The organism is Pseudomonas sp. DCB_AW, from assembly GCF_026240895.1.
Lineage (GTDB): Bacteria > Pseudomonadota > Gammaproteobacteria > Pseudomonadales > Pseudomonadaceae > Aquipseudomonas > Aquipseudomonas kermanshahensis.
Map to the genome: position 1 here is coordinate 33,079 of NZ_JAPFCE010000033.1, position 21,632 is coordinate 54,710.

23 protein-coding genes and 1 pseudogene are annotated in these 21,632 nt (G+C 63.5%); all 24 read right to left on the reverse strand.

The window, feature by feature from the left end; genetic code table 11:
* Nucleotide 1: 1 nt before the first annotated feature.
* Complete coding sequence (locus tag OO306_RS17835) at nt 2-376, reverse strand: chemotaxis response regulator CheY (protein ID WP_077068541.1); 375 nt, start codon at nt 374-376, stop codon at nt 2-4.
* A 117-nt stretch (nt 377-493) separates the two neighbouring features.
* Nucleotides 494-1,234 (reverse strand): RNA polymerase sigma factor FliA, encoded by a 741-nt coding sequence (gene fliA / locus OO306_RS17840; RefSeq protein WP_027593012.1) that lies wholly within the window; start codon nt 1,232-1,234, stop codon nt 494-496.
* A complete protein-coding gene (fleN, locus tag OO306_RS17845; RefSeq protein ID WP_027593013.1) occupies nt 1,231-2,064 on the reverse strand; it encodes a flagellar synthesis regulator FleN in 834 nt (277 codons plus the stop codon). Before fleN ends, fliA begins: the two co-directional genes overlap by 4 nt.
* Before the next feature lie 93 nt (nt 2,065-2,157).
* Nucleotides 2,158-3,465: a flagellar biosynthesis protein FlhF gene (gene flhF, locus OO306_RS17850; RefSeq protein WP_265969492.1), complete on the reverse strand. Its 1,308-nt coding sequence runs from the start codon at nt 3,463-3,465 to the stop codon at nt 2,158-2,160.
* 11 nt (nt 3,466-3,476) lie between these two features.
* The gene (gene flhA, locus OO306_RS17855) at nt 3,477-5,606 is read right to left on the reverse strand and encodes a flagellar biosynthesis protein FlhA (RefSeq protein ID WP_027593015.1); all 2,130 of its coding nucleotides are present in this window, start codon (nt 5,604-5,606) and stop codon (nt 3,477-3,479) included.
* 318 nt (nt 5,607-5,924) lie between these two features.
* Nucleotides 5,925-7,067 carry a flagellar biosynthesis protein FlhB gene (flhB, locus tag OO306_RS17860; RefSeq protein ID WP_027593016.1) on the reverse strand — a complete coding sequence of 381 codons (1,143 nt, stop codon included), beginning with the start codon at nt 7,065-7,067 and terminating at the stop codon, nt 5,925-5,927.
* A 2-nt stretch (nt 7,068-7,069) separates the two neighbouring features.
* Nucleotides 7,070-7,846, reverse strand: a complete 777-nt coding sequence (fliR, locus tag OO306_RS17865) for a flagellar biosynthetic protein FliR (RefSeq protein ID WP_027593017.1) — start codon at nt 7,844-7,846, stop codon at nt 7,070-7,072.
* Nucleotides 7,847-7,853: 7 nt separating this feature from the next.
* On the reverse strand, nt 7,854-8,123 hold the full coding sequence (fliQ, locus tag OO306_RS17870) for a flagellar biosynthesis protein FliQ (protein ID WP_027593018.1): 270 nt from the start codon (nt 8,121-8,123) through the stop codon (nt 7,854-7,856).
* A 21-nt stretch (nt 8,124-8,144) separates the two neighbouring features.
* The gene (gene fliP, locus OO306_RS17875; protein WP_027593019.1) at nt 8,145-8,900 is read right to left on the reverse strand and encodes a flagellar type III secretion system pore protein FliP; all 756 of its coding nucleotides are present in this window, start codon (nt 8,898-8,900) and stop codon (nt 8,145-8,147) included.
* Nucleotides 8,900-9,334, reverse strand: a complete 435-nt coding sequence (gene fliO, locus OO306_RS17880) for a flagellar biosynthetic protein FliO (RefSeq protein ID WP_099430875.1) — start codon at nt 9,332-9,334, stop codon at nt 8,900-8,902. Before fliO ends, fliP begins: the two co-directional genes overlap by 1 nt.
* 12 nt (nt 9,335-9,346) lie before the next feature.
* Nucleotides 9,347-9,811, reverse strand: coding sequence for a flagellar motor switch protein FliN (gene fliN, locus OO306_RS17885; RefSeq protein ID WP_186679658.1), 465 nt, complete (start codon nt 9,809-9,811; stop codon nt 9,347-9,349).
* Nucleotides 9,812-9,858: 47 nt separating this feature from the next.
* Entirely contained in the window at nt 9,859-10,827 is a 969-nt protein-coding gene (gene fliM, locus OO306_RS17890) for a flagellar motor switch protein FliM (protein WP_027593022.1), read from the reverse strand.
* Between the two features lie 9 nt (nt 10,828-10,836).
* The gene (gene fliL / locus OO306_RS17895) at nt 10,837-11,334 is read right to left on the reverse strand and encodes a flagellar basal body-associated protein FliL (RefSeq protein WP_085272506.1); all 498 of its coding nucleotides are present in this window, start codon (nt 11,332-11,334) and stop codon (nt 10,837-10,839) included.
* A 338-nt stretch (nt 11,335-11,672) separates the two neighbouring features.
* On the reverse strand, nt 11,673-12,938 hold the full coding sequence (locus OO306_RS17900; RefSeq protein WP_265969493.1) for a flagellar hook-length control protein FliK: 1,266 nt from the start codon (nt 12,936-12,938) through the stop codon (nt 11,673-11,675).
* A gap of 72 nt (nt 12,939-13,010) precedes the next feature.
* Nucleotides 13,011-13,358 (reverse strand): Hpt domain-containing protein, encoded by a 348-nt coding sequence (locus OO306_RS17905; protein WP_027593025.1) that lies wholly within the window; start codon nt 13,356-13,358, stop codon nt 13,011-13,013.
* A 60-nt stretch (nt 13,359-13,418) separates the two neighbouring features.
* Nucleotides 13,419-15,110, reverse strand: coding sequence for a fused response regulator/phosphatase (locus tag OO306_RS17910; protein WP_265969494.1), 1,692 nt, complete (start codon nt 15,108-15,110; stop codon nt 13,419-13,421).
* 8 nt (nt 15,111-15,118) lie between these two features.
* Nucleotides 15,119-15,424 (reverse strand): STAS domain-containing protein, encoded by a 306-nt coding sequence (locus OO306_RS17915; protein WP_265969495.1) that lies wholly within the window; start codon nt 15,422-15,424, stop codon nt 15,119-15,121.
* Between the two features lie 248 nt (nt 15,425-15,672).
* Entirely contained in the window at nt 15,673-16,125 is a 453-nt protein-coding gene (fliJ, locus tag OO306_RS17920) for a flagellar export protein FliJ (RefSeq protein ID WP_027593028.1), read from the reverse strand.
* 6 nt (nt 16,126-16,131) lie between these two features.
* Entirely contained in the window at nt 16,132-17,490 is a 1,359-nt protein-coding gene (gene fliI / locus OO306_RS17925; RefSeq protein WP_085272503.1) for a flagellar protein export ATPase FliI, read from the reverse strand.
* On the reverse strand, nt 17,480-18,250 hold the full coding sequence (gene fliH, locus OO306_RS17930) for a flagellar assembly protein FliH (protein ID WP_085272502.1): 771 nt from the start codon (nt 18,248-18,250) through the stop codon (nt 17,480-17,482). The genes fliI and fliH overlap by 11 nt, the downstream gene beginning before the upstream one ends.
* Nucleotides 18,251-18,410: 160 nt before the next feature.
* Nucleotides 18,411-19,430, reverse strand: coding sequence for a flagellar motor switch protein FliG (gene fliG / locus OO306_RS17935; RefSeq protein WP_027593031.1), 1,020 nt, complete (start codon nt 19,428-19,430; stop codon nt 18,411-18,413).
* Nucleotides 19,423-21,201, reverse strand: a complete 1,779-nt coding sequence (gene fliF, locus OO306_RS17940) for a flagellar basal-body MS-ring/collar protein FliF (protein WP_238215376.1) — start codon at nt 21,199-21,201, stop codon at nt 19,423-19,425. Before fliF ends, fliG begins: the two co-directional genes overlap by 8 nt.
* Before the next feature lie 15 nt (nt 21,202-21,216).
* On the reverse strand, nt 21,217-21,501 hold the full coding sequence (gene fliE, locus OO306_RS17945) for a flagellar hook-basal body complex protein FliE (RefSeq protein WP_265969496.1): 285 nt from the start codon (nt 21,499-21,501) through the stop codon (nt 21,217-21,219).
* Nucleotides 21,502-21,506: 5 nt separating this feature from the next.
* Nucleotides 21,507-21,629 (reverse strand): annotated as a pseudogene (locus OO306_RS17950) (multifunctional CCA tRNA nucleotidyl transferase/2'3'-cyclic phosphodiesterase/2'nucleotidase/phosphatase); the annotation flags it as partial.
* Nucleotides 21,630-21,632: the final 3 nt, after the last annotated feature.

Below are 21,632 nucleotides of genomic sequence, written 5' to 3' on the forward strand. Positions count from 1 at the left end.
CTCAGCCGTTGACGCGTTCGAAGATCTTCTCGATCTTTTCTTTGAGCACCTGAGCGGTGAACGGCTTGACCACGTAACCATTGACGCCGGCCTGGGCCGCTTCGATGATCTGGTCGCGCTTGGCTTCGGCCGTCACCATCAGTACCGGCATGGTTTTAAGCTTTTCGCTGGCGCGGACTTTGCGCAGCAGGTCGATACCGGACATGCCCGGCATGTTCCAGTCGGTCACCAGGAAGTCGTAGTGGCCGTTTTCCAGCATCGGCAACGCAGTGGTGCCGTCGTCAGCTTCGTCGGTGTTGGTGAAGCCCAGATCACGCAGCAGGTTCTTGATGATCCGCCGCATCGTCGAAAAGTCGTCAACGATGAGGATTTTCATGTTCTTGTCCAATTAGACCTCCAAGCAGTCTCAAACGCGCTCGGCCCCCGAGCACGCATTCATTCAATTCGGCACAACGTGAAACGGCTGCAGCGTCTTCAGTGCAACGGCTGGCGCTCAGCGCGCCCGCCACTCACCCAGACGGCTGCGCAAACGTGCGGCGCACTGGCTGTGCAACTGGCTTACCCGCGACTCGCTGACGCCCAGCACCTCACCGATTTCCTTGAGGTTCAGCTCTTCGTCGTAGTACAGCGCCAGCACCAGCCGCTCGCGCTCTGGCAGGTTGGCGATCGCATCGGTCAGGGCAGCCTGGAAGCGCTCGTCTTCAAGGCCACGCGCCGGTTCGACCTGGCCACTGGCGCCGTCTTCGTGCAGGCCTTCGTGCTCGCCGTCCTGCAACAGGTCGTCGAAGCTGAACAGCCGGCTGCCCAGGGTATCGTTCAAAATCCCGTAGTAATCATCGAGACTCAATTGGAGTTCGGCAGCAACCTCGTGATCTTTAGCGTCGCGACCGGTTCTTGCTTCAACGGCGCGCATTGCATCACTGACCATGCGGGTATTGCGGTGCACCGACCGCGGTGCCCAATCGCCCTTGCGCACCTCGTCGAGCATGGCGCCGCGGATGCGGATGCCGGCGTAGGTCTCGAAGCTGGCGCCCTTGCTGGCGTCATACTTGTTGGCCACTTCCAGCAGGCCGATCATGCCGGCCTGGATCAGGTCTTCGACCTGGACGTTGGCCGGCAGCCGCGCCAACAGGTGATAGGCGATGCGCTTGACCAGCGGGGCGTAGCGTTCGATCAGCTCGTACTGGGCGTCTTTCGACGCCCTGCTGTACATCTTGAAGCCGCTCGCATTCATAGTACCGGTCCTGCGCTGGTGGGCTGCACCAGACGCTCGACGAAGAATTCCAGATGCCCGCGCGGGTTGGCCGGCAACGGCCAGCTGTCGACCTTCTGCGCAATGGCCTTGAAGGCCAACGCACACTTGGAACGCGGGAACGCTTCGTACACCGCGCGCTGCTTCTGCACCGCCTTGCGCACGCACTCGTCGTACGGCACGGCGCCCACGTACTGCAGGGCAACGTCAAGGAAGCGATCGGTGACCTTGGTCAACTTGGCGAACAGGTTGCGCCCTTCTTGCGGGCTCTGCGCCATGTTGGCCAGCACCCGGAAGCGGTTCATGCCGTAGTCACGGTTGAGCAGTTTGATCAGTGCGTAGGCGTCGGTGATCGAGGTGGGTTCGTCGCACACCACCAGCAGCACTTCCTGGGCCGCGCGAACGAAGCTGACCACCGAGTCACCGATACCCGCAGCGGTGTCGATCACCAGCACGTCGAGGTTGTCGCCGACGTCGCTGAACGCCTGGATCAGGCCAGCGTGCTGGGCCGGCGCCAGGTGCACCATGCTCTGAGTGCCGGAGGCCGCCGGTACGATGCGCACACCGCCGGGGCCTTGCAGCATCACATCGCGCAGCTCACAGCGCCCTTCAATAACGTCGGCCAGGGTGCGCTTGGGGGTCAGGCCTAGCAATACGTCGACATTGGCCAGGCCCAGGTCGGCGTCCAGCAACATGACCCTGCGGCCAAGCTCGGCCAGCGCCAGAGACAGGTTCACTGAAACGTTAGTCTTGCCGACGCCACCTTTGCCACCGGTCACGGCGATCACCTGTACGGGATGCATGCTACCCATGTCTGTTCTTTACCTTGTCTCGCTGGGACTCAGGCCACACGTGAGGCAATTCTGCGTGCCCCTTGGCATAGCTACGTTGCACACACTTCATCATCAACCCGCTCGCCGTGGGTTGTGATAGAGATCAGCGAACATATCGGCCATGGCCTCTTCGCTGGGCTCGTCCTGCTGCTGCACATTGACCGCACGGGTGACCAGCTGGTGCGCCCGGGGCAAGTGCAAATCATCGGGAATGCGCGGCCCATCGGTCAGGTAGGCCACCGGCAATTCATGACTGATGGCAAGGCTCAGCACGTCGCCGAGGCTTGCCGTTTCGTCGAGTTTGGTCAGGATACAGCCGGCCAGGCCACAGCGCTTGTAGCTGTGGTAGGCGGCGGTCAGCACCTGCTTCTGGCTGGTGGTTGCCAGCACCAGGTAATTCTTCGCGGCGATGCCACGGCTGGCCAGGGTTTCCAGCTGCATGCGCAGGGCCGGGTCGCTGGCCTGCAGGCCAGCGGTATCGATCAGCACCACGCGTTTACGCAGCAGCGGTTCCAGCGCCTGGGCCAGGGACTGGCCCGGGTCGACGTAGGTCACCGGCACATTGAGGATGCGCCCCAGGGTCTTGAGCTGCTCCTGGGCACCGATGCGGAAGCTGTCCATGCTCACCAGCGCCAACTGCGGGGCGCCGTACTTGAGCACGTAGCGCGCGGCCAGCTTGGCCAGGGTGGTGGTCTTGCCCATGCCGGCCGGGCCTACCATGGCGATCACACCGCCCTCTTCAATCGGCTCTACCTCGGGGATTTCGATCATCCGCGCCAGGTGCGCCAGCAGCATGCGCCAGGCCTGGCGTGGCTCTTCGATCTCAGTCGTGAGGTCGAGCAGTTCACGGGCAATCGGGCCGGACAGGCCGATGCGTTGCAGGCGGCGCCAGAGGTTGGCCTGCTGCGGCTTGCTGCCTTGCAGCTGGCTCCAGGCCAGCGAGCCGAGCTGCACTTCCAGCAGCTCGCGCAGGCCCGACAGCTCCGAGCGCATGGCATCGAACAGGCGCGGGTCGACCGGCGCTGGGACTGGCGCAGCGGCAGGTGCCGGGGCGTCCACGTGGGGCTCGACCAGCGGCTCGGAGGCCGTCAGCGACTGGCCGGCGAACAATTGGCGGTTGTTGTCGCTGGTGTCGCTGCGCTGGTCCAGCTCGGCCTGGGCCGTGGCAATGCGCGTGTGGGTCTTGCGCAGCTCTTCTTCAAGCTCGGCGTTGGGTACGCGCGGGGCCAGGGCGGACAATTTGTAGTCCAGCGCGGCCGTCAATTCGACACCACCGGCGATGCGGCGGTTACCGATGATGGCGGCATCGGAGCCAAGCTCATCCCGGACCAGCTTCATGGCCTGACGCATATCGGCGGCGAAAAATCGCTTAACTTGCATTATCCACTACCTCAGCCGTTAGGGCCCACGGTGGCAACGATGGTGACTTGCTTGTTGTCAGGTATTTCCTGATACGCCAGAACATGCAAATTCGGTACAGCCAGGCGACCGAAGCGCGACAGCATGGCGCGGATCGGGCCGGCGACCAGGAGAATGGCCGGCTGGCCTTGCATCTCTTGGCGCTGGGCCGCGTCAATCAGCGAACGCTGCAGCTTTTCGGCCATGCTCGGTTCCAGAAGAACACCGTCTTCCTGACCCTGCCCGGCCCTTTGCAGACTATTGAGCAAAATCTGTTCCAACCTCGGTTCAAGGGTGATCACCGGCAGCTCAGACTCAACGCCGACAATGCTTTGCACGATGGCGCGACACAATCCGACGCGCACCACGGCCACCAGCGCGGCGGTATCTTGACTCTTGCCCGCGTTGTTGGCGATGGCCTCGGCGATGCTGCGGATATCGCGCACCGGCACTTGCTCGGACAGCAATGCCTGCAGGACCTTCAGCAGCCCCGACAAGGAAATGACACCCGGCACCAATTCTTCTGCCAGTTTAGGCGAAGCCTTGGACAACACTTGCAGCAATTGCTGCACTTCCTCATGGCCGATCAGCTCGTGACAGTGCTTTTGCAGGATCTGGTTGAGGTGCGTGGCCACCACCGTACTGGCATCGACCACGGTATAGCCCAGCGACTGCGCCTGGGAGCGCTGGCCGACGTCGATCCACACCGCCTCCAGGCCAAAGGCCGGGTCGCGTGCGGCAATGCCGTTGAGGGTGCCAAATACCTGGCCCGGGTTGATCGCCAGTTCGCGGTCCGGGTAAATCTCCGCTTCAGCCAGGATCACCCCCATCAACGTGAGGCGGTAGGCGCTGGGCTGCAGGTCGAGGTTGTCGCGAATGTGCACGGTGGGCATGAGGAAACCCAGGTCTTGGGACAGCTTCTTGCGCACGCCCTTGATCCGCGCCAGCAACTGGCCGCCCTGGTTGCGGTCGACCAGCGGGATCAAGCGGTAACCGACCTCAAGGCCGATCATGTCGATCGGGGTAACGTCGTCCCAGCCCAGCTCCTTGGTTTCCAGCGCACGCTGTGGCGAGGGCAGCAGGTCCTGCTGGCGCTGCGCCTCTTCCTGGGCCTTGACCTTCACCTGCTGCTGTTTCTTCCACACCAGGTAGGCACCGCCACCGGCCATCAGGCCAAGGCTGAGGAAGGCCACATGCGGCATGCCCGGCACCAGGCCCATGATGATCATCAGCGCACCAGAGACCGCCAGGGCCTTGGGTGAGTCGAACATCTGCCGGTTGATCAGCTTGCCCATGTCTTCCGAGCCCGAAGCCCGGGTGACCATGATGGCCGCAGCGGTGGACAGCAGCAGTGATGGCAATTGCGCCACCAAACCGTCACCGATGGTCAACAAGGCGTACACCTTGCCGGCTTCGCTGAACGGCATGCCGTGCTGGAGCATGCCGATGAGCATGCCGCCGATGAGGTTGATGAACAGGATCAGCAGGCCGGCGATGGCGTCGCCGCGCACGAACTTGCTGGCACCGTCCATCGAGCCATAGAACTCGGCCTCCTGCGCGACCTCGGAGCGGCGGGCCTTGGCCTGGGCCTGGTCGATCAAGCCGGCGTTGAGGTCGGCGTCGATGGCCATCTGTTTGCCGGGCATGGCATCGAGGGTGAAGCGCGCGCTTACCTCGGAAATACGCCCGGCACCCTTGGTCACCACGACGAAGTTGATGATCATGAGGATGGCGAACACCACCGCACCGACCACGTAGTTGCCGCCGATGACCACTTCACCGAAGGCCTGGATCACCTTGCCCGCAGCGCCATGGCCCTCCTGGCCGTGGAGCATGACCACACGGGTGGAGGCGACGTTCAGGGCCAGGCGCAGCAGCGTCGCCACCAGCAGGATGGTGGGGAATGCGGCGAAGTCGAGTGGGCGCAGGGCGTAGACGCAGACCAGCAGCACCACGATCGACAGCGCGATGTTGAAGGTGAAGAACACGTCGAGCAGGAACGGCGGTATCGGCAACATCATCATTGCCAACATCACCAGCAGCAACAGCGGCACACCCAGGTTGCCCCGGCCGAGACCGGCCAGGTTGTGGCGTGCGTTGTTGATTAACTGAGTGCGATCCACCGCGAGTCCTCTTGATGCAAAACTTTGACGCCCAGGGAGCGCCTGGGCGTGGCTCTGCAAGAAGCCTTCCAACTTTGCTATTTGGGTGTTCGCCTTGGGGTTTTTGGTGGGTTTGAGATCGAGCGCCGCCCGCGCGGCGCATCGCAGCACAAGGCTGCTCCTACATTTTTCTCGGGCCAATTATTCCTGAGGCGATCGCGCGCGAATATCACAGGCCTCACTGGCCCGAAACAGATGTAGGAGCAGCCTTGTGCTGCGAAGCGCCGCGCGGGCGGCGCTCGATCTCACAGGCGCTGAACGACCATCGCCAAGCACCTATCAGCTATCACGCCGCAAATCCGGCGGAATCGGCAAATCATCCTTCAACGGCTCCGGCCGCTTGCCCTTGCCCGACCGGTACTGACGAATCTGGAACACATACGCCAACACCTGCGCCACCGCCAGGTACAACCCCGCCGGGATCTCGTGCTCAAGCTCGGTGGAGTAATAGATCGCCCGCGCCAGGGCCGGCGATTCAAGGATCTGGATCTTGTGCTCGACACCAATCTCGCGAATCTTCAACGCCATGAAATCAGTACCCTTGGCCAGCAGCAAGGGCGCTGCCCCGCCCTTCTCCGGGTCGTACTGCAGGGCCACGGCATAGTGCGTGGGGTTGGTGATGATCACGTCCGCCTGCGGCACCGCCGCCATCATGCGCCGCTGCGACACCTCGCGCTGCAGCTGGCGAATACGCTGCTTGACCTCAGGCTTGCCCTCCGAGTCTTTGTACTCGTCACGCACTTCCTGCTTGGTCATCTTCATTTTCTTGTGCGTCTGCCACAGCTGGAACGGCACGTCCGCCGCCGCGATCAGCAGCAGCCCCGCCGACATCCACAGCGCACTCCACCCCACCACCTGGACACTGTGAATGATCGCCTGTTCCAACGGCTCATTGGCAATCGACAGCAACGCCTGGCGGTCGCTGACCAGCACCACCACCGCCACGATCAGGATCGCGAAAAACTTGGCCAGGGCCTTCAGCAACTCGGTCAGGGCATGCATCGAGAACATGCGCTTGATCCCTGACAGCGGGTTCATGCGGCTGAATTTGGGCTGCAGCAGGCTGCCGGAAAACAGGAAGCCACCCAACGCGATCGGGGCAACGAACGAGATCACGAACAGCAGAATCAGTACGGGCTGCACCGCCCAGATCGCCATCTTGCCCGAGGCCAGCAAAAACGCGCCCATGGCGCGCTCGTCGACGATCATGTCGCGGGTCAGGCTGAAGTTCATGCGCATCACGCTCAGCAGCGTCTCGGCCAAGTGGCCGCCGAACATCAGCAGGCCGCCGGCGCCTGCCAGGGTCACCGCCACCGTGTTCAGCTCCTTGGAGCGGGCAATCTCACCTTTCTCACGCGAATCGCGCTTGCGCTTGTCGGTGGGGTCTTCTGTCTTGTCCTGACCACTCTCGCTTTCAGCCATGCTCAGCGCGCCCTTGCCAGATCACGCAGCCATTGCAGCGCGTCGCTGGCCAATGCCTGGTAGTGGGAAAGCATATCGGCCAGGCCGACCCAGAAAATCCCCATGCCCATGACCAGCGTCAGCGGGAAGCCAATGGAGAAGATGTTCAGCTGTGGCGCCGCCCGCGTCATCACGCCAAAGGCGATGTTCACCACCAGCAACGCGGCAATCACCGGCAAGATCAGCAACAGCCCGGCACCGAACACCCAACCCAGGCGCCCGGCCATTTCCCAGAACTGGCTGACCATCAGCGCATTGCCCACCGGCAAGGTGGTGAAGCTTTCGGTCAGCACTTCGAAGACCACCAGGTGCCCGTTCATCAACAGGAACAGCACACTGACCAGCATGGTCATGAACTGGCTGATCACCGTGACGTTGACGCCGTTGGCCGGGTCGACCATCGAGGCGAAGGCCATGCCCATCTGCACCGCGACAATCTGGCCAGCGATGACGAAGGCCTGGAACAGCAACTGCAACGAGAACCCGAACAACGCCCCGACGATGATCTGCTCGCCACACAGCAGCAGGCCCTGCAAGCTCAACGGCTCGAACTCGGGCAACGGTGGCAGCGCCGGGACGATCACCACGGTGATGGCCACCGCCACGTACAGGCGCACCCGCGCCGGCAGCATGCGCGTGCCGAAGATCGGCATGGTCATCAGCACTGCCGTCACCCGGAACAACGGCAGGATGAAGGTGGCGACCCAGGTGCCGATCTGTGCGTTGGTCAGCTCCAGCATGGCCGTGTCAACCGATCAGCTGCGGGATGCTGGTGTAGAGCGTGGTGATGTATTCCATGAACTTCTGCACCAGCCAAGGCCCGGCGACGATCAGCGTGACCAGCATCACCAGCAGACGCGGCAGGAAGCTCAGGGTCTGTTCGTTGATCTGCGTGGCGGCCTGGAACATCGCCACCATCAGGCCCACCAGCAGGCTCGGCACCACCAGGATGCCGACCATCAGCGTGGTCAGCCAAAGTGCATCGCGGAACAGGTCGACAGCAACTTCAGGGGTCATGCGTGGCTCTCCTTGACGGCGTCAGACGCCGCCGAAACTACTGGCCAATGTGCCCATGATCAGCGCCCAGCCATCGACCAGGACGAACAGCATGATCTTGAACGGCAGCGAAATGATCAGCGGCGACAGCATCATCATACCCATGGCCATCAGCACGCTGGCGACCACCATGTCGATGATCAGGAACGGGATGAAGATCATGAAGCCGATCTGGAACGCGGTCTTCAACTCGGACGTGACGAAGGCCGGCACCAGGATGGTCAGTGGCACCTGGTCAGGGCCTTCGATGTCAGTGCGCTTGGACAGGCGCATGAACAAGTCCAGGTCGCTCTGCCGGGTCTGCGCCAGCATGAAGTCCTTGAGCGGCCCCTGGGCCTTGTCGATGGCCTGTTGGGCAGTCATCTGCTCTTTCAGGTAGGGCTGCAGCGCATCCTGGTTCACCCGATCGAACACCGGCGCCATGATGAACATGGTCAAAAACAGCGCCATGCCGGTCAGAATCTGGTTCGAAGGTGTCTGCTGCAGGCCCAGGGCCTGGCGCAAAATCGAGAAGACAATGATGATGCGGGTGAAGCTGGTCATCAGGATGACGAACGCCGGGATAAAGCTCAGCGCCGTCATGATCAGCAGGATCTGCAGGCTGACCGAATACTCCTGCTGCCCATCTGCCCCATTGGACAGGGTGATGGCCGGGATCGACAGCGGGTCGGCGGCCAGGGCCAATGGCGCGGCCAGCAGCAGCGCCAGGGTCAACATCATGCGCAGCACGCCGGTCATCACTTCTTGTCCTTCTGGTCCTTGCCCATCAGCTCCATCAGCCGCTGGGCAAACTCCGGCGCTGCCTGACGGGCAGCTGCGGGCACTTCGACGGGTTCGGCCAGCACATGCAGGGCCTCGATACTGCCTGGGGTGTGACCGATCAGGATCTGCTCCTTGCCGACTTGCACCAGCAACAGGCGGTCACGCGGGCCGATGGCCCGGCTGCCGACGATCTCGATCACCTGGCCACCTTTGACCGCCGCGCCTTGCATGCGGCGCAACATCCAGGCCAGGAAGAAGATCAGGCCCACCACCAACAGCAGGCCAAAGACCATCTGCGCCAGTTGCCCACCCAGGCTGCCAGGCGCGGCAGCGGTGGTTGCCGCAGGGCTGGCCGCCGCGCAGGCCCACTGGCTGGCGAGCAGCCCGGCAAAAGCAGCGCCGGCGCGCATCGTGCCCTTCACTCAGCGCAGCTTCTTGATACGTTCGCTGGGGCTGATCACGTCGGTCAGGCGAATGCCGAACTTCTCGTTGACCACCACCACTTCGCCATGGGCGATCAGCGTGCCGTTGACCAGCACATCGAGCGGCTCGCCGGCCAGGCGGTCGAGTTCGATCACCGACCCCTGGTTGAGCTGCAGCAGGTTGCGGATGTTGATCTCGGTGCTACCCACTTCCATGGAAATGTTCACCGGAATGTCCAGGATCACGTCCAGGTTAGGGCCTTCGAGGCTGACGTTCTCGTTCGGCCGCGGCGAGCTGGCGAACTCTTCCATCGGCAGGCGGCCAGCGCCGCTGTTACCGGTGTCGCCGCCCAGCAGCGCGTCGATATCGGCCTGGCCGGCATCACCGGTTTCCTCCAGCGCCGCCGCCCATTCGTCGGCCAGGGCCTGGTCTTCCGCGGACGTGATCTCGTTTTCGTTAGCCATGATTTCCTCGACAGGCATTCAATTCGTAGTGAGCGACCGGCACGCCGTCAGCGGCGTTCGATCGGGTCGATGATCTGCAGGGCCAGGTTGCCCTTGTGCGAACCCAGCCGCGCTTTGAACGACGGCACGCCGTTGGCGCGCAGCACCAAGTGCTCGGGCAGCTCCACCGGGATCACATCGCCAGGCTGCATGTGCAGGATGTCGCGCAGCTTCAGCTGGCGGCGGGCAACCGTGGCGGTCAGTGGCACGGCCACGTCCAGCACGTCTTCGCGCAGGGCCTTGACCCAGCGCTCGTCCTGGTCGTCCAGGTCGGACTGGAAGCCCGCATCGAGCATCTCGCGCACCGGCTCGATCATCGAGTACGGCATGGTCACGTGCAGGTCGCCGCCACCGCCGTCCAGCTCGATGTGGAAGGTCGACACCACCACCGCCTCGCTGGGACCGACGATGTTGGCCATGGCCGGGTTGACCTCGGAGTTCATGTACTCGAAGTTGACCGGCATGATGGCTTGCCAGGCTTCCTTGAGGTCGACGAAGCATTGGTCGAGGACCATGCGCACCACGCGCAACTCGGTCGGGGTGAACTCGCGGCCTTCGATCTTGGCGTGACGGCCGTCACCGCCAAAGAAGTTGTCCACCAGCTTGAACACCAGCTTGGCGTCGAGGATGAACAGCGAGGTGCCGCGCAGTGGCTTGATCTTGACCAGGTTGAGGCTGGTCGGCACATACAGCGAATGCACGTACTCGCCGAACTTCATCACCTGCACGCCGCCCACCGCCACGTCCGCCGAGCGGCGCAGCAGGTTGAACATGCTGATACGGGTGTAGCGGGCAAAGCGTTCGTTGATCATTTCCAGGGTCGGCATACGACCGCGGACGATACGATCCTGGCTGGTCAGGTCGTAGCTTTTGATACTGCCTGGTTCGGAAGCGCTCTCGGTCTGCACCAGACCATCGTCGACACCGTGCAACAGCGCATCGATTTCATCCTGGGACAGCAGGTCCTGTACGGCCATTGCGGACTCCTACTGCAATACGAAATTGGTGAACAGCAACTGGTCGATGACCGGCTTGCCGACTTCCTTCTGGGCGACTTCCTGCACCACGGCGGTGGCTTTCTGGCGCAGCATCTCTTGCCCTACCGGGCTGCCGGCCAGGGTGTCGAAGCCCTGCCCGGAGAACATCATCACCAGGTTGTTGCGAATCACCGGCATGTGCACCTTGAGGGCATCCAGGTCAGCCTGGTTACGTGCTTGCAGGGTGATGCTCAGTTGCATGTAGCGCTGGCGGCCGTTCTGGTTGAAGTTGACCACGAAGGCCGGGGTGAGGGCTTCGTAGATGGCCACAGGCTTGACGTTGGCGGCGGCCGGGTCGGTGGCCGGCGCGGACTCGCTCTTGTGCATGATGAACCAGGTAGCGCCCACCGAAAGGCCGATCGCCAGCACCAGGCCCAGCACCAACAGCAGGATCAGCTTGAGTTTGCCTTTTGTGGCGGGGTCTTTTACTGCTTCGGTTTTCGCCATGCCAATAATCCGTCGTCCATCGGGGGTTCAAAGGAGGATGACGTGGCTTGAGCAAGTGTTATGCCAGGTTTTGGGTGGGGGATGGAATGAGGTTTGGGTGGGTTTGGCGTTAGGGGGGCAGCGCCTGGGAGATCGAGCGCCGCCCGCGCGGCGCTTCGCAGCACAAGGCTGCTCCTACATTTATTTCGGGCCAGTAAAGCCTGTGATAGAGGCGCGCGCCCCCACCACAGGAATAATTGGCCCGAAACAGATGTAGGAGCAGCCTTGTGCTGCGAAGCGCCGCGCGGGCGGCGCTCGATCTCAACGGCACCAACAACCTAAAGACAGGCACCCCGCCCTCAGGCGTAATAATCAACCGCACTGTCGCCAATCACCACCTGCTGCTCAACCGGCCTGCTGCTATCGACCTGTTCGGAGCCGCCCTGCCCAGCCTGTTGCCGCGCCGCGACGCCCGACAGATTGCTGCCCTGTTCCTGCGCCTGCTGATGCTGTTGCCCACGCGACTGGTCAGCAACGTTGACGTCTGGCTGCGCCAGGCCCTGCTGGGTAAACAGCTCGCGCAAGCGGTGCACCTGGCTGTCGAGGGCATCACGCACACCGGCGTGGCCACTGATGAAGGTCACCTGGGTCGACTGATCCGCCGCTACATTGACGCGAATGTCCAGCCGCCCCAACTCGGCGGGCTCCAGCTGGATGTCTGCCGACTTGAGGTTCTGACTGGACAGGTACATGACCCGATTCACCAGGCCTTCGGTCCAGGCGTTCTGGTTCATCGGCAAGGGTTGGTGCAAGGGGCTGGCATTCGCCGGCACGGCATTGGTGGTTTTCGCCGTGGCCGCCTGGGTCAGGCTGGCCAGGCGATCGGCGAAATCGTCGACGCGCGTGTCGCTGCTGGCGCTCTTGGTGTCCTTCAGGCCCTCTTCTAGCAGTGCACCGAAGGCCTTGTCGCCTGGCTCGCCCGCCTCGCCCTCAGCGGTATCGACCAGATTCGCCAAGGTATTGACGGCTCCTCGGCCTTCATCGCCTTGAGCTTGCGAAGGGTCCACGGCGTGTGCCGAGGTGGTGCCTTTGGCCTGGGCGCTCTGTTCCAGTGCCAGGCGCAAGGTTGGCAGGTTGGCCAAGGGGTCGGCGTCGGGGTCGAACGCCTCTTCGGCGGCAGGCTCCTCCGTCAGCGCTGCGCTGGCTTGCGACTGTGCAGTGGCAGCCTGAAGCACGGGCGCCACGGCCTCAGCCTGGGCTTGAATCAGTTGCGCACCGGGCTGCGCATCGGTGACCTGGCCGGCCACCAGGCTGGCGTCGCGCAACCCTGTGTCAGCGGGGTCTGAGGCCTGATCGTCGGCTGGCAATTTGTTGCCGTCATCGGCAACCGATGGCTTGTCGGCAGCATCTTTCTTGCCGCCGTGTGCCACTTCCGGCTTGTCCTTGGGTTTGGCTTGGGCGACCTTGTCGTCCTGCCCAAACGCTTTCTGCTTGGCCATGACCTGGTCGAAGCCACCGCCCGCGTCACCCAGCGCCTGCGAGGGCTTGTCCACCATCGAGCTGGTCGCTCGCGACGACTTGCCAACAGCGTTTGCTTGCAACAAAGGATTGGGTGCGACAGGCATTGAGCGGTCTCCGCGCCAGAAACTGAAAAGTCATCCGGGCAAAGAAAAGCAAGACTCGCGCCAAGTCGCGCATCAGCCCGCCGAGATACGGTGTTCCTCACCGCGGTAGAAGCGCCGAACCTCTACATATTCCAGGTCGATACGGTTGATCAGGTCCTCGATGCCATACAGCGGTGGCTGGCGCACGCGGTCTTCCAGTTGCTGGCACAGGCCAGCCAGCGCGACAGCCCCCATGTTGCTGCTGCTGCCCTTGAAGCTATGGGCCGCTGACCCCAGCTCATCGGCGTTTTTGGCAGCGTGCAACTCGCTCAAGCGCCGCTCGGAGTCATCCAGGAATGTCTGCACCAGATGCAGGTAGCCATCCTCCATGACCTCACGCAGGTCGTTGAGCACCTTGTGGTCGATATGAATCTCAGTCACTTGTTCACTCCTTGATCAAGCCAGATTATGCCCGAGCCAGCCCCAGGGTCACAGGCGGGCTCACCATACAAACTCTACCCGGGCGCAGCGGCCGCCTTCGCACCACTGCGCATTACTGCCCAGCCGCGTTACCAGCTGCAGGCCACGGCCACTCAGGCCCTGCTCCGAAGGCGGCTGCGACAGCACCCGCTGCACATCGAACCCTGCGCCGCTGTCACGCACCTCGATCATCAGACGCCCGCCATCGGCGCGGGGTTCAACCTTCAAGTCAATGCGCACAAAACCGTCAGCCAATGCCGCCAAGCGCTGGGCTCGCTCCCGGTAGTAATCTGCAAAGCCCTGCACATCGCGCTTGAGCCGCGAATCCAGGCCCAACACCCCATGCTCCAAGGCATTGGAGAACAGCTCACTGAGCACACTGTGCAGATTGCCGGTGCGCGCGCGCAGCGGGTGGATTTCCTGCAACAGCTGCACCAGGTACGGCACTGGGTTGGACTGCTTCAGGCTTTCGCCGCGCAGTTCGAACCCGAGCGACCAATCCAGCGGGCTGGGGCGACCGCGTTCAGCGTAGATCATCGGCGCCGGCACCCGCTCATCGGCCGCGAACATGCGGATATCGCACAGGCTGATGTCGTCTCGAGGCTGCCCGCCGAAACGTTCCAGGGCCTGCATCACCTCATCAAACAAGTGGGCCGGGTCTCGGTTGTCAGCCAGCACCCCTTGCAAGCGCTCGACGCCAAACAAGCGTTCCTGGTCATCGGCCGTGTCCAGCACGCCGTCTGACAACAGCAGCAAGCGCTCCCCCGCCGCCAGCGGCAGCACTTGCGTGCTGTCGTCGAAGCGCTCAGGGGCAAGAATACCCAGCGGCAAATGGCGCGAAGCCAGCGTCGACAGCACCTCGCCGCCTTCAGACAAGCGATAGCCGTCCGGCATGCCGCCGTTCCACACCTCCACCGAACCACGCTGCACGCTCAGGTTGAGCATCACTGCACAGCAAAACATGTCCACCGGCAGGATGCGTTTGAGCTTGGCGTTCATTTCGCGCAGGGTTTGCGCCAGGCCATACCCCTTGGCTGTCATGCCGTAGAACACTTCAGCCAGGGGCATGGCGCCGACGGCGGCGGGCAGGCCGTGGCCGGTGAAATCCCCCAGCAGCACCTGCATGTCCCCCGAGGGCGTGAACGCGGCCAGCAGCAGGTCACCGTTGAACAGCGCATAGGGCGATTGCAGGTAGCGAATGTTGGGGGCAGCCAGGCAGCCCGCATGGGCCACCTTGTCGAATACCGCCTTGGCCACCCGCTGCTCGTTGAGCAGGTGGTGATGGTGGCGGGTGATCTCGTCGCGCTGGGCCAGCACGGTGGCCTGCAGCCTGCGCAGGCGGCCCATGGCGCGTATCTTGGCGGCGAGGATCACCGCGCTGTAGGGCTTGGCCATGAAGTCGTCGCCGCCGGCCTCCAGGCAGCGCACCAGGGCATCCTCCTCATTCAGCGAGGTGAGGAAGATGATCGGCACCAGCGTTTCGCCGGCCAGGGCCTTGATCTGTCTGGCCGCTTCGAAGCCGTCCATCACCGGCATCAGCGCATCGAGCAGCACCAGTTGCGGGCGTTGCTCGACAAACAGCGCCACCGCCTGCTCGCCGTTTTCTGCGGTGAACACCTGATGCCCCTGGCGCCGGACGATCTGCGCCAGCAACAAGCGGTCGGCGGCCCCGTCTTCGGCGACCAGCACGGTCAACGCCTGTTCGGCAGCCATCACGCGGCTCAACTGATGTCGAACAGTTTTTCGAAATTGGAAATGGCGAGGATCTTGCGCACATCGGAGCTGGCATGCACCACGCGCACGTCCGAATCGTCGCCGCCCGCGTGATCGCGCAGCAGCAACAACATGCCGAGCGCAGAGCTATCGAGGTAGGTGGTGTCTTTCAGGTCCACGACCACCGAGTCCGGCCGATCAGGCTGGCGCTCGTAGGCTTCGCGAAACTCCTGATGCTTGCCGAAATCGAAACGACCCTTGACCGTGATCGTCAGCTTTTTCCCGTCCTGCGAAAAATCAGTCTCGACTGCCATGCTAGCGATTCCTTCGATGATGGCGGATGCAACCCTTTAAGGTTTAGCAGCCTGGGGTGGGAGTGCAAGCGAGACGGCCAACAGATCCCCCTCAGCGACGCGCCCCCCCCTGTAGGAGCAGCCTTGTGCTGCGAAGGGGCCGTGAGGGCAAGCTGGGGCTACTGGCCTATTCGCAGCACAAGGCTGCTCCTACAAGGAATTGTGCGTCGACGATTAGAAACAAGGAATTGCGCGCCGGCGATAAGAAATCAGGGGTGATTCTGCCTGGGCAAGCGCTGCGACAGCTCATCCAACAGGCGCTGCTCGCGCTTGTCTTCGGCGCGCCGCGCTTCATCCAGGTAACGTTGTACCAACTTGCGCAACCCCTCGACCCGGGCATAGGCCTGCTGCCAGGTGCCGCGGGCGTTGTTCAGGTTGTTCTGGTGCCAGGTCAGGCTCTGGCGCTGCTGGGTCATGGCTGTTTCCAGCTGCCCGAGAAAGCGCTGGTAATTGACCAGCCAGCTGCCATTGACGCCCTGCCCGCCGCGGTTGATCCACTGCAGCTGGTAGTCCTCGCGAAAACGCTCCAGCTCAGCCAACTTGACCTGCGCCTGGGTCACCAGTTGCTGAAAATGCCCAAGGCGCTGGGCGGCCTTGCGCTCGGCCTCTTCGGCCATGTCCACCACCGGCGCCAGGCGCGCGGCTCGTCCAGGCAGTGCCATGGCCTATCAACCGCCCGCCGGAGGCGTGAATATCGCCCCCAACTGATCGCGGCTCTGCGCCATGCCGACGTTCTCGTCCAGGCCTTGACGCAGAAAGTCCACCAAGCGGGACTGCAAGGCGATCGCCAGGTCGGTCTCCGGGTCACCACCGGCCACATAGGCACCGACGCTGATCAGGTCGCGGCTCTGCGACAGGCGCGACCACAACTGCTTGAATTTTTGCGCCTGGCGCAGATGATCAGCATCGACCACTTGGGGCATTACCCGGCTGATCGACGCTTCGATGTCGATCGCGGGGTAGTGGCCTTCTTCGGCCAAGCGCCGGGACAACACGAAGTGGCCGTCGAGCACCCCCCGCGCCGAGTCGGCGATCGGGTCCTGCTGGTCGTCGCCCTCCGACAATACCGTGTAGAACGCAGTGATCGAGCCGCCACCAGGCTCGCCATTGCCCGCCCGCTCCACCAGCTTCGGCAGCTTGGCGAACACCGACGGCGGGTAGCCCCGGGTGGCCGGCGGCTCGCCGATCGCCAAGGCGATCTCACGCTGGGCCTGGGCAAAACGGGTCAGCGAATCCATCAGCAACAGGACATTCTTGCCCTTGTCGCGGAAGTATTCGGCAATGCGCGTGCAATACATGGCCGCGCGCAGGCGCATCAACGGCGCGTCATCGGCGGGCGAGGCGACCACTACCGAGCGCTTGAGGCCTTCTTCACCGAGGATGTGCTCGATGAATTCCTTCACCTCGCGGCCCCGCTCGCCGATCAGCCCAACGACGATGATCTCGGCTTCGGTGAAGCGCGTCATCATGCCCAGCAACACCGACTTACCCACACCGGTACCGGCGAACAGGCCCAGGCGCTGGCCACGGCCGACGGTGAGCAGGCCATTGATGCTGCGGATGCCCACGTCCAGCGGCACGCTGATGGGGTCGCGGTTGAGCGGGTTGATCACCGGCCCATCCATCGGCACCCAGTCTTCAGCCTTCATGCCGCCTTTGCCATCGAGGGCGCGCCCGGCGCCATCCAGCACTCGCCCGAGCATGCTCATGCCCATGGGCAAGCGGCCGCCGTCGTCCAGCGGTACCACCCGCGCACCGGGGGCGATGCCGACGATGCTGCCAACCGGCATGAGGAATACCTTGGACCCGGCAAAGCCCATGACTTCGGCCTCGACCTGCACCGGGTGGTAGCTGTCGTCGTTGATCACCAGGCAGCGGCTACCCACTGCGGCGCGCAGGCCTTCGGCTTCGAGGGTGAGGCCAACCATGCGCAGCAGGCGGCCTTCGACGATTGGCTGCACCGGCAGCTCGATCGCCTCAGCGTAACTGCCCAGGCGCTTGCCGAAACTGGTGCGGTCAAGGCGCATCGGGGCGGTCCAGGTCGATCGACACATCGGCCGGTGCGGGGTGCAGGGAATGGTCGTGAAGCTGGTCGAACAGCTGCGCCACGGCCTTCTCGATGCGCGTTTCCATGCTGGCGTCGATACGGCTGTGAGCGGTCTCGATGCGGCAGCCACCCGGCAGCAAGGCTTCGTCTTCGAGCAGCCGCCAGTTTTCTTCGTGGCGCTCGCGCAAGGCCTTGGCCAGTTCGAAGTCCTGGGGGTTGAGGTGAATGCGGATGTTGTCGGCGCCCATTGGCAGCAGCTTGAGGGCTTCGCGCAGCACGTGGGTAATCTGGCTGGAATCGCTGCGCAGCTCGCGGCCGATCACCTGGCGGGTCATGTGCGCGACCAGGTGCACCAGGGTTTTCTCGATCTGCGTGTCTTGCTCGGCAATGGGCGCCATCAGGTTGACCATCAGCCGCTCGAGGCTGCCGACCTTGGCCGCCAGGGCCTGCTCAGCCTCTTGGCGCACCTTCAGCTGGGTGCTGTGAAAGCCCTCGCGCTCGCCGGTGGCAAAGCCCTCGTTGTAGGCGTCCTGGCGAATGGCTTCGAGTTCTTCGAGGGTCAGCGGCTGGACTTCTTCCAGCGGCACTTCCTCGACTTCTTCCTCGATGACTTCGGGTTCCGGCTCGGGCTCGGGTTGCGGCTCGGGTTCCGGGTCGAAGCTGGGCAGTGCCCAGACATCGACGCCCTCGAGGTCGCGGGCGCGGATCAGGTCGCTGGGGTGATGTTCTTTGCTGGACATGCTGTGATGTTCTCAAACCACGTTCAGCCAACGCGATCCCTGTGGGAGCGGGCTTGCCCGCGAATGCGTCGGCAGGGACAACCTCATCACCCGATCTGGCGCATTCGCGGGCAAGCCCGCTCCCACAGTGGGCTGCGCCAGTCGGCAGAATCCGGCAACGTTAGATCATTTCCTCAGCACCCTTGCCGCCGAGCACGATCTCGCCGGCCTCGGCCATGCGTCGGGCGATGGTGAGGATTTCTTTCTGCGCCGTTTCCACGTCGCTGACCCGAACCGGCCCTTTGGCCTCCAGGTCGTCGCGCAGCAGTTCCGACGCACGTTTGGACATGTTCTTGAAGATCTTGTCCTTGACCCGCTCGTCGGCGCCTTTGAGCGACACCACCAGCACGTCCGAAGACACCTCGCGCAGCAGCGCCTGGATGCCACGGTCGTCGACATCGGCCAGGTTGTTGAAGACGAACATGAGGTCTTCGATCTGCTCCGAGAGGTCGTTGTCGACTTCGCGGATCGAGTCCATCAGCGCACCTTCCACCGAACTGTCGAGGAAGTTCATGATGTCGGCCGCACGCTTGATACCGCCCAAGGTGGTCCGCGCAGCATTGGAGTTGCCCGAGAACTGCTTCTCGAGGATCTGGTTCAGCTCTTTCAGCGCCGCCGGTTGCACGGTGTTCAGCGACGACACGCGCAGGATGATGTCCAGGCGCACCTTGTGGTCGAAGTTGCTCAGCACTTCACCGGCCTGGTCAGGGTCCAGGTAGGCGACCACAATGGCTTGGATCTGCGGGTGCTCGTAGCGGATCACATCGGCCACGGCACGCGGCTCCATCCACTTGAGGCTGTCCAGGCCGCTGGTGTTGCCGCCCAGCAGGATGCGGTCGATCAGGCCGTTGGCCTTGTCCTCGCCCAAGGCCTGGTTGAGCATCTTGCGGATGTAACCGTCAGAGCCCACGCCCAGGCTGGTCTGGTCGCCGACGATGTCGACGAACTCGCTCATCACCTGCTCGACCTGGTCGCGGTGCACGTTGCCCATCTGCGCCATGGCCACGCCCACACGCTGCACTTCCTTGGGGCCCATGTGCCGCAGTACCTGGGCCGCATCGGTTTCACCCAGCGAGAGCAGGAGGATCGCCGCTTTGTCGACGCGGCTCAGCTTGGCGGTAACGGCTCGGTTATCACTCATCGGCGTTGATCCAGTCTTTCACGACCTGGGCCACGCGGCCCGGGTCTTCGGCCACCAGGCCTTTGATTGCGTTGAGCTGTGCCTCGTAGCCCTCGCTCGGGCTTGGCAACAGAATGCTTGTCGGGCCACCCAGACTGACGCGGTCGTTGGCCAGTTCGCCATCCAGACCGATCATGCCGCCCAGCTCCATGTCGCTGTCCGAGGCAGCCTGCTTGCCGCCCCCTGTGATGTTGTTGAGCACCGGGCGCAGCACGCCGAACACCAGCACCAGGATGAACACCACGCCCAGCACTTGCTTGACGATGTCCCAGAACCACGGCTGCTGATAGAAGGCGATGTCGGCGATTTCTTCGCCGCGGTCGGCGGCAAACGGCACGTTGATCACCGTCACGCTGTCGCCACGGCTGGCATCGAAGCCGACCGCGTCCTGCACCAGGCGGGTAAAGCGCGCCAGGTCCTCGGCACCCCAAGGGGCACGCGTGGTCTCGCCACTGGTGGGGTCGATCTTGAGCTGGTCGTCGACCACCACCGCCACCGACAGGCGGGTCATGCGACCCTGCTGCTGACGGGTGTGGCTGATGGAGCGGTCCAGCTCGAAGTTCTTGGTGCTTTGCTGACGCTTGTCTGCCGGGTACGGCGCGAGCATCGGCTGACCGGTGGCCGGGTCCATGATCTGCTGGCCGTTGGCATCCACCAGCGGCTGGCCGGGTTGGATGGCGGCGGCCGGGGTGGCGGCTGCACCCGTGGTTTGCGGCGCGGACGCAGCACCCGGTGGCTGGTTGCTCAGCGCGCCGGGCACGCCTTGCGGGCCCTGGCTGCTGGCGCGCTGTTCGTCCACCGACTGTTCGCTGCGCAGCGCCGGCTGGTCGGGGTTGAACTGCTCGGAGGTCGACTCGACCGCACTGAAATCCAGGTCGGCGGAGACTTCGGCCTTGTAGCGATCGTTACCCAACACCGGCTGCAAGATATTGTGCACGCGCTGGGTGAGCATGCTTTCCATGCGGCGGCTGTAGTCGAACTGCTTGCCCGCCATGGTCAGGGCGGTGTCCTGCAGCTGTTCGGAGAGCAGGTTGCCCTTCTGGTCGACGACAGTGACTTGCGACTTGTCCAGCTCTGGCACGCTGGTGGCGACCAGGTTGACGATCGCCATCACCTGCCCGGCTTCCAGGCCACGGCCTGGGTACAGCTCGACCAGTACCGAGGCGCTGGGCTTGCGTTCGTCACGCACGAACACCGAACTTTTCGGGATGGCCAGGTGCACGCGTGCAGCCTTGACGTTGTTCAGGCTGGAAACGGTACGGGCCAGTTCGCCTTCCAGGCTGCGGCGATAACGGGTGGCCTCCATGAACTGGCTGGTGCCCAGGCCCTGCTCCTTGTCGAGCAGCTCGAAACCGACGTTGCCATCGCTCGGCGCCACGCCTGCGGCCGCCAGCTTCAGGCGCGCACGGGAGAGGTCGTCGGCCTTGACCAGCAGGGCGCCGGAATTGGGCTCGACGTTGTAGGGAATGTCTGCGGCGGCCAGGGTTTCCATGACCTGCTTGGTGTCCATGCCCGACAGGCTGCCATACAGCGGCCGGTAGTCCGGCTGTTGCGACCACAGCACCACGGCGAAGCCGATCGCCACGCTCGCCGCCAACCCGACCATGAGGCCGACCTGACGCAGCATGGGCATCTGCGAAATGTTTTCCAGAAACGCCATGCCGAACAGCGGCGGTTTGGCCGCTGGCTGGCCGCTCTTGGCGGGGGCGTTATCGACGACTGCTTCAGCCATGGGTTACGTCCGTCCTCAAACCGGCATCTGCATGATGTCTTGATACGCCTGGACCAGCTTGTTGCGTACCTGGGTGAGTGCCTGCATGGAGACGCTGGCTTTTTGCGAGGCGACCATGACATCGGTCAGGTCGACGCCGGTCTTGCCAATTTCGAAGGCGTTGGCCAGCTGGGTGGAAGCCTGCTGCGTCTCATGCACCTTGCCGATGGCCTGGCCGAGCATGTCGGCAAAGCTGCTCTGGCCCGGGGCCAGTTCGGGGGCAGCGGACACCTTGGGCAGCGACATGGCATCAGCCTGCATCGCGCCGGGCGATAGCCCAGGGCTTGCATCTGTTCGACGGTCGCGCCAACCACCAGCCAGTCGATATCGCTGACGGGGCGCCCGAGCAAGCGGTCGCGCACGGCGCCGCCGACTTTGTAGATGTGCATGTA